Annotated in this window: 12 protein-coding genes; all 12 read left to right on the forward strand. The window is 61.8% G+C overall.

Annotation, left to right across the window (positions count from 1 at the left end):
* Window positions 1-3: 3 nt before the first annotated feature.
* The 12 genes from AB4O36_RS07690 (at window position 4) to tssK (ending at window position 13,536) form a co-directional block, all read left to right on the forward strand.
* Window positions 4-438, forward strand: coding sequence for an acyl-CoA dehydrogenase (locus tag AB4O36_RS07690; protein WP_460123124.1), 435 nt, complete (start codon window positions 4-6; stop codon window positions 436-438).
* A complete protein-coding gene (locus AB4O36_RS07695; protein ID WP_460141391.1) occupies window positions 438-1,856 on the forward strand; it encodes an LLM class flavin-dependent oxidoreductase in 1,419 nt (472 codons plus the stop codon). The genes AB4O36_RS07690 and AB4O36_RS07695 overlap by 1 nt, the downstream gene beginning before the upstream one ends.
* A gap of 582 nt (window positions 1,857-2,438) precedes the next feature.
* Entirely contained in the window at window positions 2,439-3,338 is a 900-nt protein-coding gene (locus AB4O36_RS07700) for an AMP-binding protein (protein WP_460141392.1), read from the forward strand.
* Window positions 3,335-4,111 (forward strand): ABC transporter ATP-binding protein, encoded by a 777-nt coding sequence (locus AB4O36_RS07705; RefSeq protein ID WP_460141393.1) that lies wholly within the window; start codon window positions 3,335-3,337, stop codon window positions 4,109-4,111. The genes AB4O36_RS07700 and AB4O36_RS07705 overlap by 4 nt, the downstream gene beginning before the upstream one ends.
* The gene (locus AB4O36_RS07710; protein ID WP_460141394.1) at window positions 4,111-4,992 is read left to right on the forward strand and encodes a branched-chain amino acid ABC transporter permease; all 882 of its coding nucleotides are present in this window, start codon (window positions 4,111-4,113) and stop codon (window positions 4,990-4,992) included. The genes AB4O36_RS07705 and AB4O36_RS07710 overlap by 1 nt, the downstream gene beginning before the upstream one ends.
* Before the next feature lie 4 nt (window positions 4,993-4,996).
* A complete protein-coding gene (locus tag AB4O36_RS07715) occupies window positions 4,997-6,046 on the forward strand; it encodes a branched-chain amino acid ABC transporter permease (protein WP_460141395.1) in 1,050 nt (349 codons plus the stop codon).
* A gap of 28 nt (window positions 6,047-6,074) precedes the next feature.
* Window positions 6,075-7,415: an ABC transporter substrate-binding protein gene (locus AB4O36_RS07720; RefSeq protein ID WP_460141396.1), complete on the forward strand. Its 1,341-nt coding sequence runs from the start codon at window positions 6,075-6,077 to the stop codon at window positions 7,413-7,415.
* A 3-nt stretch (window positions 7,416-7,418) separates the two neighbouring features.
* Window positions 7,419-8,186, forward strand: a complete 768-nt coding sequence (locus tag AB4O36_RS07725) for an ABC transporter ATP-binding protein (protein WP_460123145.1) — start codon at window positions 7,419-7,421, stop codon at window positions 8,184-8,186.
* A 14-nt stretch (window positions 8,187-8,200) separates the two neighbouring features.
* A complete protein-coding gene (locus AB4O36_RS07730) occupies window positions 8,201-9,634 on the forward strand; it encodes an FAD/NAD(P)-binding protein (protein WP_460141397.1) in 1,434 nt (477 codons plus the stop codon).
* Window positions 9,635-10,052: 418 nt separating this feature from the next.
* On the forward strand, window positions 10,053-10,556 hold the full coding sequence (gene tssB / locus AB4O36_RS07735) for a type VI secretion system contractile sheath small subunit (protein WP_460123150.1): 504 nt from the start codon (window positions 10,053-10,055) through the stop codon (window positions 10,554-10,556).
* A 33-nt stretch (window positions 10,557-10,589) separates the two neighbouring features.
* Window positions 10,590-12,128 (forward strand): type VI secretion system contractile sheath large subunit, encoded by a 1,539-nt coding sequence (gene tssC, locus AB4O36_RS07740; RefSeq protein ID WP_460141398.1) that lies wholly within the window; start codon window positions 10,590-10,592, stop codon window positions 12,126-12,128.
* Window positions 12,129-12,180: 52 nt separating this feature from the next.
* Window positions 12,181-13,536, forward strand: coding sequence for a type VI secretion system baseplate subunit TssK (tssK, locus tag AB4O36_RS07745; protein WP_460123157.1), 1,356 nt, complete (start codon window positions 12,181-12,183; stop codon window positions 13,534-13,536).
* Window positions 13,537-13,544: the final 8 nt, after the last annotated feature.

Genomic DNA, 13,544 nt, shown 5'->3' on the forward strand with positions numbered 1-13,544 from the left:
ACCATGAACGCCTTGACTCAACCGGTTGTTGCCAGACTTTCCCTGGCCAGCAGCCAACATGACCTGCATCACGCCCGCAGCCTGTTCGATTCCACTGTGGGCTTTGTTCGCCAACAGGCCAGCGTCTCGAAGGATCCGTACGTCATCAGCCGGTTCGGCGACGTGCACATTCGCATCGAAGTCGCCGCCGCGCTGCTCGAGCGTGCCGAGGCTTTGCTGGACGCCGAGCAAGATGCCACGGAGATTCGGGTGGCGATTGCCGAGTCCGACCTGGCCAGCGCTGAAGCCCTGGCCACCGCGAGCAACGCCGAATTCGAATTGACCGGGCGCCGCACGGCATTGTCCGGTTCGCTGCATGATCCGCTGCGCTGGAAACGGCACCTGATCGGCAACTTTCGTCTCAACGGCATTCACCCCTCTGCACAGGAAGCCGTTTAATGGCCCGGGAAATTCGCCTCAACGCATTCGACATGAACTGTGTCGGTCATCAGTCCCCCGGTTTGTGGGCCCATCCCCGGGATCGCTCGTGGCAGTACAAGGACCTGGAGTACTGGACTGACCTGGCGAAGATTCTCGAGCGCGGCAAGTTCGACGGCTTGTTCATCGCCGACGTGCTGGGCATTTATGACGTCTATAACGGCAATGGTGACGCGGCGATCCGCCAGGCTGCGCAAGTACCCGTCAACGATCCGCTGCAGTTGATCCCGCCGATGGCGCTGGTCACCGAGCACCTGGGTTTTGGCTTGACTGCCTCGTTGTCGTTCGAGCATCCGTACCCGTTCGCCCGACGGCTGTCGACCCTCGACCATCTGACCAAGGGCCGTGCCGGCTGGAACATTGTCACTTCGTATCTGGAAAGCGGCGCGAAGAACCTCGGCCAGACAGCCCAGACCGAGCACGATGCCCGTTACGACTTTGCCGAGGAATACCTTGAGGTTTGCTACAAACTCTGGGAAGGCAGTTGGGAAGAGGGCGCGATCCTGCGCGATCGTGAGCGCAGGATTTTTAGCGACCCGAGCAAAATCCATGAGATTCGCCACCACGGCAAACACTTCCAGGTGCCGGGCATTCATCTCTGCGAGCCTTCACCGCAACGCACTCCCGTGTTGTATCAGGCCGGTGCGTCCAGTCGCGGCAAACAATTCGCGGCCGAACACGCCGAATGCGTGTTCGTCGCCGCGCCGTCGAAAGTGCTGCTGAAAAAGACCGTCGCTGACATTCGCCGTCGTGCCGCCGAGGCCGGGCGTGATCCGTCGAAGATCCTGATTTTCAATCTGCAGACGGTGATTCTCGGCGAGACCGATGCCAAGGCGAAGGCCAAGTTCGAGGAATACAAAAGCTGGGTCAGCTATGAAGGCGCGATGGCGTTGATCTCTGGTTGGACCGGTATCGACTTCAGCCGGTTCAAGCCCGACGAGCCGCTCAAGCACGTGCACACCAACGCCATTCAGTCGGCAGTGGAGGCGTTCTCCACGGCGGACCCGAACAAGGTCTGGACCCCTCACGAACTGGCCGACTGGGTCGGCATCGGTGGCTTCGGTCCGCTGTTTGTTGGCAGCCCGGAAACCGTGGCCGATCTGCTCCAGGAGTGGGTTGAAGAGACCGACGTGGACGGCTTCAACCTGGCTTATGCGCTGACCCACGAAACCTTCATCGACGCCGTGGAATTGCTCGTGCCGGAATTACAGAAGCGCGGGGTGTACAAGACCGAATACACACCGGGAACCCTGCGCGAAAAACTGTTCAACGAAGGCCCGCGCCTGTCCCCCGAACACCCCGGCGCCAGTTACCGCGACCTCCGCAGGAGCGAGCATGCGCGCGATGGCGTCGACACAATCACCACCGATGTCGCCTGACCCACCGCTCCCTCTGCAGGAGCGAGCTTGCTCGCGATGAGGCCAACACATTCAACATCAATGTCGCTTGACCCACCGCCATCGCGAGCAAGCTCGCTCCCACAGAGATCACTGTTGAACAAAGGATCCACGAACACCGCAAATCCCCTGTAGGAGCGAGCTTGCTCGCGATGAGGCCGGCACATCCAACATTTTTGGTGCCTGACACGCCGACATCGCGGGCAAGCCCGCTCCCACAGTGGTGGGGTGTTGGAATGCAGATATGTGCATGGCACCAAAAACCTGTGGGAGCGGGCTTGCCCGCGATGAGGCGGGCACATTCAACATTTTTGGTGCCTGACACGCCGCCATCGCGGGCAAGCCCGCTCCTACAGTGGTGGGGTGTTGGAATGCAGATGTGTGCATGGCACCAAAAACCTGTAGGAGCGAGCTTGCTCGCGATGAGGCCAGCACCTTCAACACAGATGTCGCCTGACCCATCGCCATCGCGAGCAAGCTCGCTCCTGCAGGGATTGGTGGCAGACGAACAAACCCAGCCCAGCGGACCACCGCACGCTTTTGCCCATGAACAGGAGGTCATCCATGAGCGTGCACGAACTCAAGCGGCCGCCGATTGCGGACACCACGCAATGGCAGGTCGATGCGCCCAAGGCGCTGGAGCAATTGCGTCACTGGGCGCAGGTCAGCCCGTTGCAACCAGCGTTGCGCCACAAGCGCCACGGCCAATGGTTCGCCTGGCGCTGGATCGATGTGCTGCGCGATGTCGAGCGCCTGGCCGATGGCCTGCGCCAGCAAGGTTTCGATGAACAATCTCGCCTGGCCGTCAGCGGCGCCTTCGAGCCGAACCTGTTGCTGCTGACGCTCGCCGCGCAACAGGCGGGCGGGCAGGTGCTGGCCGTCACCGATGACCTAGACGCCCAGGCCCTGCACCCTATCCTCTGGCAAAGCCAACCCACCCACGCCTTCGTACCGCGTCGCCAAACCCGGCAACTGTGGCTCAACCACGGCCATGCCTTGCTCGATTTCGCCGACCTGCTCGGCCCGGGAGACCCGCCGCAGCGCCTGCGCACCAGCCGCACACACGTGCAATGGTGGAGCGAGGAGGGCACGCAATGGCAAGGCGGGCTGACCGTGCTGCTTGAACAGTGGCTGGGCAGCGGCCACTCCCTGGCCTTCCCGGAAAGCCCCGGTAGCGCCAGTCGCGACCGCCGCGAAGTGGCACCCTCGGGCTTGCTGCTGTCAGCCGAGCGCCTGCAACGGCTGGCCGCGGAAATCGACAGCCGCCTCGCCGCCCCAGGCACCTGGCGCCGACGCCTATGCGACTGGGCCATCGCCCAGCCGGAAAAAGGCTTGCAACGCCTGATCAAACAGCGCGTTCGCCGCCTGCTGGGTTTCCACAATCTGCACGACATCTGGCAAGCCCCGCGCACGCCGCCGGCCAACCTCGCCCGGCTCAACGAATTCAAACGGGACATCGCATGACCTCGACCGATTTCATTTTGCAAGTGCGCGACATCTCCCTGTCCTTCAAGGGCGTCAAAGCCATCAACCAACTGTCCTTCGATGTGCGCCGTGGCGAGATCTGCGCATTGATCGGGCCCAATGGCGCGGGCAAGAGTTCGCTGCTCAACATCCTCAATGGCGTGTACCGCTTCGACGCGGGCTCCATCGTCTTCGAACGCCAGCCCTTCAAGCGCATTGACCCGCTCAACGCTGCACGCCAGGGCATTAGCCGCACGTTCCAGAACAACGCGCTGTTCAAGAAAATGAGCGTGATCGACAACCTACTCACCGGCCTGTCGCGCCATCTGCGCAGTGGCTTCCTCGAGCAGGCGCTGAGCTTGCCACGGGCGCGCCGCGAAGCTGCGGATTTTCGCCGGCAGGCCCAGGGCATTCTCGAATTCCTCGAGCTGCAAGCGCACCGCGATGTGCCGGTGGGCAACCTGTCCTATGGCCTGCAGAAACGCGTGGAACTGGGCCGCGCCTTGATCGCAGGTCCGCGCCTGTTGCTGCTGGACGAACCCATGGCTGGGATGAACGCCGAGGAAAAACAGGACATGGCCCGTTTCATCGCCGACATCAACCGCGAACTGGGCACTACGGTGGTGTTGATCGAGCACGACATGAGCGTGGTGATGGGCCTGTCTGACCACGTGGTGGTGCTCGATTACGGACGCAAGGTCGGCGATGGCACACCGGCCGAAGTTCAGGCCAACCCCGAGGTGATCGCAGCGTATCTGGGAGTGGTGCACTGATGACATTTTTCTTCGAAACCCTGCTCGGTGGCTTGCTCGCCGGCACCATGTACTCGCTGGTCGCCATTGGCTTCGTGCTGATCTACAAGGCCAGCGGCGTGTTCAACTTTGCCCAGGGCGCGATGCTGCTGTTCGCCGCGCTGACCTTCGTCAGCCTGCACGACCAGGGCGTGCCTTTTGCCCTGGCGCTGCTGTTGACGGTGCTGGTGATGATCGTCGGCGCCCTGCTGATCGAACGGCTCGTGCTGCGGCCGCTGGTCAACCGTTCGCAGATCACCTTGTTCATGGCCACGCTGGGTCTGTCGTTCATCATCGAAGGGCTGGCCCAGGGCCTGATGGGCTCGCAGGTGCGGGCTCTGGACCTGGGCATCGATGACGTGCCGGTGTTCGTGGGCGGCATGATGGTCAGCCAGTTCGACCTGATCGCCGCCGCAGCCGCCATCGTCCTGGTGACGGTGCTGGCGCTGCTGTTCAACAAGACCCGTATCGGTGTGTCGTTGCGGGCAGTGGCGGACGACACCACGGCCGCGCTGTCGATCGGCATCAACCTCAACCGCATCTGGCAGATCGTCTGGGCCGTGGCCGGCGTCGTCGGATTGGTCGCCGGCTTGCTGTGGGGCGCGCGCCAAGGCGTGCAGTTCTCCCTGTCGCTGGTGGTGCTCAAGGCCTTGCCGGTGTTGATCATCGGCGGCTTCACCTCGATCGGCGGAGCGATTGTCGGCGGGCTGATCGTCGGCGCGGCGGAGAACCTCGCCGAGGTCTACGTCGGTCCTTTGATTGGCGGCGGCATCACGCCGTGGTTCGCCTATGTGCTGGCCCTGGCCTTCCTATACATCCGTCCCGCCGGCCTGTTCGGCGAGCGCGCCATCGAGCGAGTCTGAACCCATGTCGATTTCCCTTACCCGAGAAACCGCACCGGCGCTGCTGGTCCAGCGCCGTGTTCCGTATGCCCTGATAGCCCTCCTGCTGATTGCCTTCGTGATTGTGCCGCTGACGGGCAACGACTATTGGCTCAATGCGATCCTGATCCCGTTCCTGGTGCTGTCGCTGGCGGGGCTGGGCCTCAACCTGCTCACGGGCTACACCGGCCAGACTTCGGTCGGCGCCGCCGGGTTCATGGCGGTCGGCGCATTCGCCACCTACGGCTTCCTGCTGCGCTTGCCGGAACTGGGCTTGCCGGTGGCGCTGCTCGGCGGCGGCCTGATCAGCGCCGTGGTGGGATTTGTCTTCGGCCTGCCCAGTTCGCGGATCAAGGGCTTCTACCTGATGGTCACCACGCTGGCGGCGCAGTTCTTCCTGGAGTGGCTGTTCGTCAAGTTTCCCTGGTTCTACAACTACGGCTCGTCCGGGACCATCTCGGCACCCAAGCTGGCACTGTTCGGCCATGACCTGAACACGCCGCTGGGTCGTTACCTGCTGACCCTGACCACGGTGCTGCTGTTGACCTGGGTGGCATCGAACCTGGTGAAAAGCCAGATCGGCCGCAACTGGATGGCGATCCGCGACATGGACACCGCCGCGGCCGTGACCGGTATCCCGGTGGTGCGCTACAAGCACCTGGCGTTTGCCGTCAGCTCGTTCTACCTCGGCATCGCCGGTGCACTCTGGGCCTTCGCCTACCTGGGCACGGCCAGTGCCAGCAGCTTCGATATCAATCGATCGTTCCAGATCCTGTTCATCATCATTATCGGTGGCATGGGCAGCATCGCCGGCAACTTCGTCGGCGCGGCGTTCATCAGCCTGCTGCCGATCCTGCTCAGCCACGCCGGCCAGGCCCTGTTCGGTGGCGCGGTGGACGCCGGGCAATTGCAGAACCTGCAAAAAATCATCTTTGGCGCGCTGATCATCCTGTTCCTGATCAAGGAACCGGAAGGCCTGATTCGCCTGCTCGGCAACCTCCGCGAACGGCTGAGCCACTGGCCCCTGCGTTTCTGAATCCTTCACTGACTATTAGAGAGATACCATGCGTGCAACCTTGAAACGTTCCTTGCTCGGCGCCGCCCTGACCCTGGCGGTTTTCAGCAGTGCGGTGCCCGTTGTGCAGGCCTCGCCGGACCAGCAGTTCTTTCCACTCGCCACCTACCGCGTCGGCGCCTACGCCTCCAGCGGTGTGCAGGTGTGGGCCGGGATGATCGATTATTTGAACTACATCAACGAAGTGGAAGGCGGGATCAACGGCGTGAAACTGGTCTGGCAGGAATGCGAGACCGAGTGGACGGCGGAGAAGGGCATCGAGTGCTACGAGCGTTTCAAGAAAGGTCTGGATGGTGCGCCGGTGGCGGTCTACCAACCCAACGGCGCCCCGGCAGCCTATGCCCTGAGTGAGCGCGCCGAAGTCGACAAGATTCCGTTGATCACCCTCGGCTATGGCCGCACCGAGGCCACCGACGGCACGGTGTTCCCCTACAACTTCCCGGTGATGCTGACGTTTTACAGCGAGGCATCGAGCCTGATCAATTACATTGCCCAGCGCGAGGGCGGCTTCGACAAGCTCAAGGGCAAGAAAATTGCCACGGTCTACCACGACTCGGCCTACGGTCGGGAAACCCTCGGGCCGCTGAAACTGCTGGCGGAAAAATACGGCTTCGAGAACATCCAGATTCCGGTGGCGGATCCGGGCAACGAACAGTCGGCGCAATGGCGCCAGGTTCGCCAGGCCAACCCGGACTGGGTGTTCCTGCGCACCTGGGGCGTATCCACGCCAGTGGCGGTCAAGACCGCTGCGCGTTTCGGCTTCCCGGTGGACCATATCGTCGGCGACATCTGGGCCAGTTCCAGTGAGGACGTATTGCCCGCGGGCGCTGCCGCCAAGGGTTACCTGGCGCTGACGCCATACCCGGCCGGCACCGATTTCGAGATCCACAAGCGGCTTAAGCAATACATTCTCGACAAGGGAAAGAGCGATCTCAAGGACCTGAAGAACTTCGGCAGCGTCTACTACAACTCCGGGCTGGTGAACGCGGCGGTGGCGGTGGAGGCCATCCGCACGGCACAGGGCAAGTTCGGCAAGCGCCCGCTCAACGGGGAAGAAGGGCGATGGGGCCTGGAGCACCTGAACATCGACGACGCCCGGCTCAAGGACATGGGCTACTTCGGACTGATGCAAAACCTCAAGCTGTCGTGCAAGGACCACGAAGGTGGCGGCTCGGCGCGTGTGCAGCAATGGGACGGCGCCAACTGGACGCTGATCAGCGACTGGATCCCGGCAGACCGTGCCTTGTTGCGGCCGTTGATCGATGAAAAATCTGCCGCGTTCGCCAAGGAAAAAGGCCTCACGCCACGCACCTGCAACGGGGACGAATAGCCCATGAGCCAAACTGCCAGTAACAGGGCCGTCGATGAGCTGCTGCATGTCGACGATATTGAAGTGATCTACGACGGCGCGATCCTGGCCGTCGCCGGGGTCTCGCTGACGGTGCCCAAAGGCGGCATTGTCGCCTTGCTCGGGGCCAACGGCGCGGGCAAAAGCACCACGCTCAAGGCCATATCGGGGCTGGTGCGGGCGGAGCGGGCACAGGTCAGTCGCGGCACCATCCGCTTTCTTGGCCAGGACACGGCGGGCGTCGACCCCAGCAGCCGGGTGCGCCAGGGCATGGTGCACGTGCTGGAAGGGCGCCACGTGTTCCCACAGCTCACTGTCGAGGACAACCTGCGCAGCGGCGGGTTTGTCCGGGGCCTCAGCCGCCAGGACCTGGCCCGCGACCTCGAACGTATCTACGCCTGGTTCCCGCGCCTGAAAACCAAGCGCAAGACTCAGGCCGGGCTGACCTCCGGAGGCGAGCAGCAGATGGTCGCCATCGGTCGCGCGCTGATGACACGTCCTACTTTGGTACTGCTCGACGAACCTTCCATGGGTTTGGCGCCTATTATCGTCCAGGAGATTTTCGAGATCGTTGCCCAACTCAATCGCGAGGCGCAGGTGAGCTTCCTCATCGCCGAGCAGAACATCAATGTCGCGCTCAAGTACGCGTCGCAGGCCTATGTATTGGACACCGGCCGGGTGGTGCTGTCGGGCAGCAGCGAGGCATTATTGGCGAGGGGTGATCTGCATGACTTTTACCTGGGTAAACACTGAGCAAAGAGAGCGCCATGACTGAAATCGACAGCGGACAGGCGACAGACGCCATCCGCCACGCAGACATCCTGATCATCGGCGGTGGCCTGAGCGGGGCGATGCTCGCGGTGCAGTTGCTGCGCCTGCCGGGCAAGCGCTCGTTGCTGGTGATCGAGCCGCGTGCCGAGTTGGGGCGTGGCGAGGCCTACAGCGCGGTCGAACTGGGCCACACGTTGAACGGCAACGCGGCGCGCATGAGCGTCGACCCGGACAACGCCAACGACCTGACCCAATGGTTGACGGACTTCATCGCGGCGGGCGGTTGGCCCGAATCCGATGAGCAACATGTGCCGATCAGCGAGCTGTTTCCACCCAGAGGGATCTTTGGCCTGTACGTGCAGCAGCGCCTGGCGGAGGCGCAGGCGATTGGCGCGACTTATGGTTCGACCGTCGAGCATGTGCGAGCCGAAGTGGTTGACCTGCAAACCTTCGATGACGCGGTGCGCTTGAGCCTGAGCGATGGGCAACGTTTGCAGGGCACCCATGCGGTCCTGGCAACGGGCATGTTCCCGGCGGCGCGCACGCCACAGACCGAGTCCAGCGGCCTGAACGCTGCCGCCCTCGACCCGTGGGACGTGGCGGCCATGCGTCAACTGGAACCGCAATCAACGGTGCTGATCATCGGCTCCGGACTGACCATGGTCGATGCCGTGGTGTCGCTGGAACAGGCCGGCCATCGCGGGCCGATCGAGGTGTTCTCCCGTCACGGGCTGCTGCCCCACGTGCGCAGGCAACCGCCGGCCTGGGTGGACTTTCTGGCCGAGGACCACACCCTCCGCACCCCGCGCCAACTGGTGCGCGAACTGCGTCGGCATTGTCGTGACGCCATCGCCCGGGGCATCGATTGGCAGGCGCCGCTGGACACCGTGCGGGCGCATATCGGTCGCTTGTGGCATCAGGCGACCGACGTACAGCGCCGGCAGTTCGTGCGCCATGTTCGGCCCTGGTGGGAGAGCCATCACCACCGCTCGCCGCCGTTGAGCGCCGAGTTGGTGGCCCGCTTGCACGACGAGGGGCGGCTGCGTATCCAGGCCGCTTCCTACCAGGGGCTGGAACCTGCCGCGGGAGCTGGGGTGGGCATTCGCATCCGCCGTCGGGGCCAGACACAAACCGAGGTGGTGCGGGGGGCCGCGCTGATCAATTCCAGCGGTATCGAATACGACTGGCGCCGAGTGGCTCGACCGTTGCCTCGGCAGTTGCTGGCACGCGGGTTGATCCGCCCGGGGCCGTTGGCGCTGGGCATCGCTGCTGCTGTGGATGGCGCGGTGCTGGATGCCGATGGACAGGCGGCCAGCAGACTGTTCGCCATGGGGCCGCCGCTTCGAGGGATGTGGTGGGAGAGTACGGCGGTGACGGATGTGGCGTTGCAGGCTAAAGCACTGGCGGCGCGGTTGGCCGCCGGAGCCTGAAATAAACAAGACCGCGAGCGAGGTGTCTGCCAGGCGGCTCGAGGTTAAACACGGCGGCCAATTTTCTCCTTGAACCTTCCGAAAGACTGCGGTGACAGAAATGTCGCCGCATTTTTTTTGTTTGTAGTTGTTTAATGATTTCCCGGCTTACCTGTAGGAAATTACTGACATTCCCTTAGTTAAAATCAGGTTAAACGTAGGTGTGATCTGAATGCCAAGTGGGAAATTTCTTCATCCGCTTTTCTGGGGTTGGCAGGGCCAAGTCAATAGTCCATCTTGGCTGCCTGACAAACATTGACACCCATACCGCAGGTCAATTATTTCGAAAAATTTGGTTTCACTTTGAATTGATTCAACTTTATTTGGTTGTTGACAGGCTTGTTAACGAGTGGCTGCTGCGTTTGCGCATGGAGGAAATATGGCTTCTAACAGTTTTCAGGGTGAAGTGCCCAAGGCTCGGGTGAATATAAAACTGGATCTGCATACCGGTGGTGCGCAGAAGAAAATCGAATTACCCCTGAAGTTGATGGTGATGGGGGATTACAGCAACGGTGAGGAGCAGCGCTCTTTATCCGAACGCAGCAAAGTGAATATCAATAAAAACAACTTCGACAGTGTGCTGGCAGATTTTTCACCGGCGTTGAAGCTGGCGGTAAGCAACACATTGGCGGATGACGGGAACGAAACCTCGGTGGCGCTGAGCTTTCAGCGCATGAAAGACTTTGAGCCTGAACACGTTGCCCGGCAGATTCCACAACTTCGCGCCTTATTGGCGATGCGCAATCTACTGCGCGACCTCAAATCCAATTTGTTGGATAACGCCACGTTTCGCAATGAACTGGAGCGGATTCTCAAGGACGATTCGCTCAGTGCGGAACTACAAGCGGAGCTGGCTGCATTGGCCCCGCAAGAAGTTGTTTGATTTACCCCGGTTCAACTAAAAAGGAAGTTTTCCATGTCGGTAGAAAGTTCCAGCGTGCAATCGCGCGGCGCTGAAGTATTGCCTGAAGAAAGACAAGGTATCTACAGTGCGTTATTCGGCAAGATCAATTTATGCCCGGTTTCAACCCTGGGCACCCTTGATACATTCCAGGATGCCGAGGCGTTGGCAGATGCGACCGCCGATGAGCGCGTCACAGCGGCTGTCAGTGTCTTCCTGAACTTGCTCAAACAATCGGCGCAGAAAGTCGAACGCCTGGACAAAGTCCTGCTGGATGAACATATCGCCGCACTCGATACACAGATCAGCCGCCAACTGGATGCGGTGATGCACCACCCGGATTTCCAGCGTATTGAATCGACCTGGCGTGGTGTGAAGTCATTGATCGATCAAACCGACTTCCGCCAGAACGTGCGCATCGAGCTGCTCGATATCAGCAAGGATCACCTGGTGCAGGATTTCGAGGATGCGCCGGAAATCGCCCAAAGTGGCTTGTACGCGCATACCTACACCCAGGAGTACGACACGCCAGGCGGCGAACCGATTGCGGCGGCCATTTCCAACTTCGAGTTCGATCGCAGCCCGCAGGATATCGCCCTGTTGCGCAACATTTCCAAGGTGGCCGCTGCCGCGCACATGCCATTCATTGGGGCAGTAGGCCCGGGCTTCTTCGGCAAGCAGTCGATGGAGGAAGTGGCGGCCATCAAGGACATCGCCAACTACTTCGATCGTGCTGAATACATCAAGTGGAAGTCGTTTCGCGACAGCGATGACGCGCGTTATATCGGCCTGTTGATGCCCCGGGTCCTGGGTCGCTTACCGTACGGCCCGGACACCGTTCCGGTGCGCAGCTTCAACTACATGGAAAGCGTCAAGGGCCCGGACCACGAAAAGTACCTGTGGACCAACGCCTCGTACGCCTTCGCCGCCAACATGGTCAAGAGTTTCATCGCCAATGGCTGGTGCGTGCAGATTCGTGGGCCGCAGTCAGGTGGAGCGGTGACCGACCTGCCTATCCACCTGTACGACCTGGGCACCGGCAACCAGGTGAAGATTCCTTCCGAAGTGATGATCCCCGAGACCCGCGAATTCGAGTTCGCCAACCTCGGTTTCATCCCGCTGTCGTACTACAAGAACCGCGACTACGCGTGTTTCTTCTCCGCCAACTCGGCGCAGAAACCGGCGCTTTACGACACCCCCGATGCCACCGCCAACAGCCGCATCAACTCACGCCTGCCCTACATCTTCCTGCTGTCGCGCATCGCTCATTACTTGAAGCTGATCCAGCGCGAGAACATCGGCACGACCAAGGATCGCCGCTTGCTGGAACTGGAACTGAACAGGTGGGTGGGCGGCCTGGTGACCGAGATGACCGACCCGGGTGACGACTTGCAGGCCTCGCACCCGCTGCGTGAAGCCAAGGTGCTGGTGGAAGACATCGAGGACAACCCGGGCTTCTTCCGCGTCAAGTTGTACGCCGTGCCGCATTTCCAGGTGGAAGGCATGGACGTCAACTTGTCGCTGGTCTCGCAGATGCCCAAGGCCAAAGCCTGAGTCCTGGCTGCCTGAGCTTTGGCGGCCAACCATTTCGTACGGAAACGATGCCATGAAAATCGACCGCCCCTTGTGGGCCTCGGGGGCGCTGCTGTCCCCGCAGCAATTCCAGCAACAGGCTCGATGGGAAGCCTGGACCAACCAGGGCCTGGCGCATCTGTCGCTGGTTCATCCCTGGGGTGTCCAGGCCGTGTCGTTTGATCTGCAAGCGTTAGGCCTGGGCAAGCTCAAGGCGACGCAGCTGCGCCTGCGCATGCCTGACGGCACCCCGATCGATACCGATCAGGTCGACCGGCTGCCGGCCGGCCTGCAACTGACGGGCCTGTTGCCCGATCACCTGCGGGACGCCACCGTGCTGTTGGCATTGCCGCTGGAGCAAGCCAACGGCAACAACTGCGTGTTCGATACGACCAAGGCCGAGCGCCCGCAACGTTATCGCCAGGACTGGCGCCATGTGCAGGATATCTACGGCGATGACAGCCAGTCGATCGGCGTGCTGGAGCACATGCTGAGCCTGCGTTTTGCCCATGACGACAACGGCGACTACCTGACCTGCCCGATTGCACAACTGGTGCGCGACGGGCAGGGCGCCTGGAGCCTCGATTCTGGCTACGTGCCGCCCCTGCTGAGTTTCGCCGCGCATCCGGGCCTGCTGACGCAACTGGATAACCTGCTGACCCAACTGTCTGCCAAGCGCCAGCGCCTGATGGGCATGCGTCGCGAGAGCCAGCAACGCATGGCTGATTTTGCCGTGGCCGATGTGTCGCTGTTCTGGCTGCTCAATGCCCTGAACACCTATCAGCCCGTGTTGGCCGATCTCAAGGCCGGGCCCGCGCGCCATCCCGAACAGGTCTATCTCGAACTGGTGAGGCTGGCGGGCAGCCTGCTGACCTTCTCCCTGGATCACGAGATCGAGCAGATTCCGCCGTACCGGCATGACCATCTGCAAAGCGTGTTTGCACCGCTGATGGGCCTGGTGTCGACCTTGCTGGAGGTCAGCCTGCCATCGCGGGTCATTGCCCTCGAGCTGGAGGAAGTCTCGGCCCATCGCTGGCAGGTCACGCTCAATGATGCGCGGTTGCGCGAACCCGATGACGTCGATTTCTACCTGTCGGTGCGCTGCCGCCTGCCCGCGGCACAAGTACAGGGCCAGTTCCCGCGACTGTGCAAGATCGGCACGCCCGATGATGTCGATCACCTGGTCAACGCCGCGCTCGATGGCGTGCCGTTGCAACCGCTCAGCCATGTGCCCGCTGCCATTCCGTTGCGCCTGGAAAACCAGTGCTTCGCCCTCGACCTTCGCCATGAAAAAGGGCGCGCCATGCTGGCCGGGGGCACCTGTGCGTTGTACGTCCCCGGCACGTTGGCCGAGGTCAAGCTTGAACTCTTCGCGGTGCTGCGTTCATGAATACAGTG

Source organism: Pseudomonas sp. S2_E01 (assembly GCF_054668365.1).

Coding starts and splice junctions, on each gene's coding strand:
- AB4O36_RS07690 (WP_460123124.1), top strand. CDS start 4: ATGAACGCCTTGACTCAACCGGTTGTTGCCAGACTTTCCCTGGCCAGC.
- AB4O36_RS07695 (WP_460141391.1), top strand. CDS start 438: ATGGCCCGGGAAATTCGCCTCAACGCATTCGACATGAACTGTGTCGGT.
- AB4O36_RS07700 (WP_460141392.1), top strand. CDS start 2,439: ATGAGCGTGCACGAACTCAAGCGGCCGCCGATTGCGGACACCACGCAA.
- AB4O36_RS07705 (WP_460141393.1), top strand. CDS start 3,335: ATGACCTCGACCGATTTCATTTTGCAAGTGCGCGACATCTCCCTGTCC.
- AB4O36_RS07710 (WP_460141394.1), top strand. CDS start 4,111: ATGACATTTTTCTTCGAAACCCTGCTCGGTGGCTTGCTCGCCGGCACC.
- AB4O36_RS07715 (WP_460141395.1), top strand. CDS start 4,997: ATGTCGATTTCCCTTACCCGAGAAACCGCACCGGCGCTGCTGGTCCAG.
- AB4O36_RS07720 (WP_460141396.1), top strand. CDS start 6,075: ATGCGTGCAACCTTGAAACGTTCCTTGCTCGGCGCCGCCCTGACCCTG.
- AB4O36_RS07725 (WP_460123145.1), top strand. CDS start 7,419: ATGAGCCAAACTGCCAGTAACAGGGCCGTCGATGAGCTGCTGCATGTC.
- AB4O36_RS07730 (WP_460141397.1), top strand. CDS start 8,201: ATGACTGAAATCGACAGCGGACAGGCGACAGACGCCATCCGCCACGCA.
- tssB (WP_460123150.1), top strand. CDS start 10,053: ATGGCTTCTAACAGTTTTCAGGGTGAAGTGCCCAAGGCTCGGGTGAAT.
- tssC (WP_460141398.1), top strand. CDS start 10,590: ATGTCGGTAGAAAGTTCCAGCGTGCAATCGCGCGGCGCTGAAGTATTG.
- tssK (WP_460123157.1), top strand. CDS start 12,181: ATGAAAATCGACCGCCCCTTGTGGGCCTCGGGGGCGCTGCTGTCCCCG.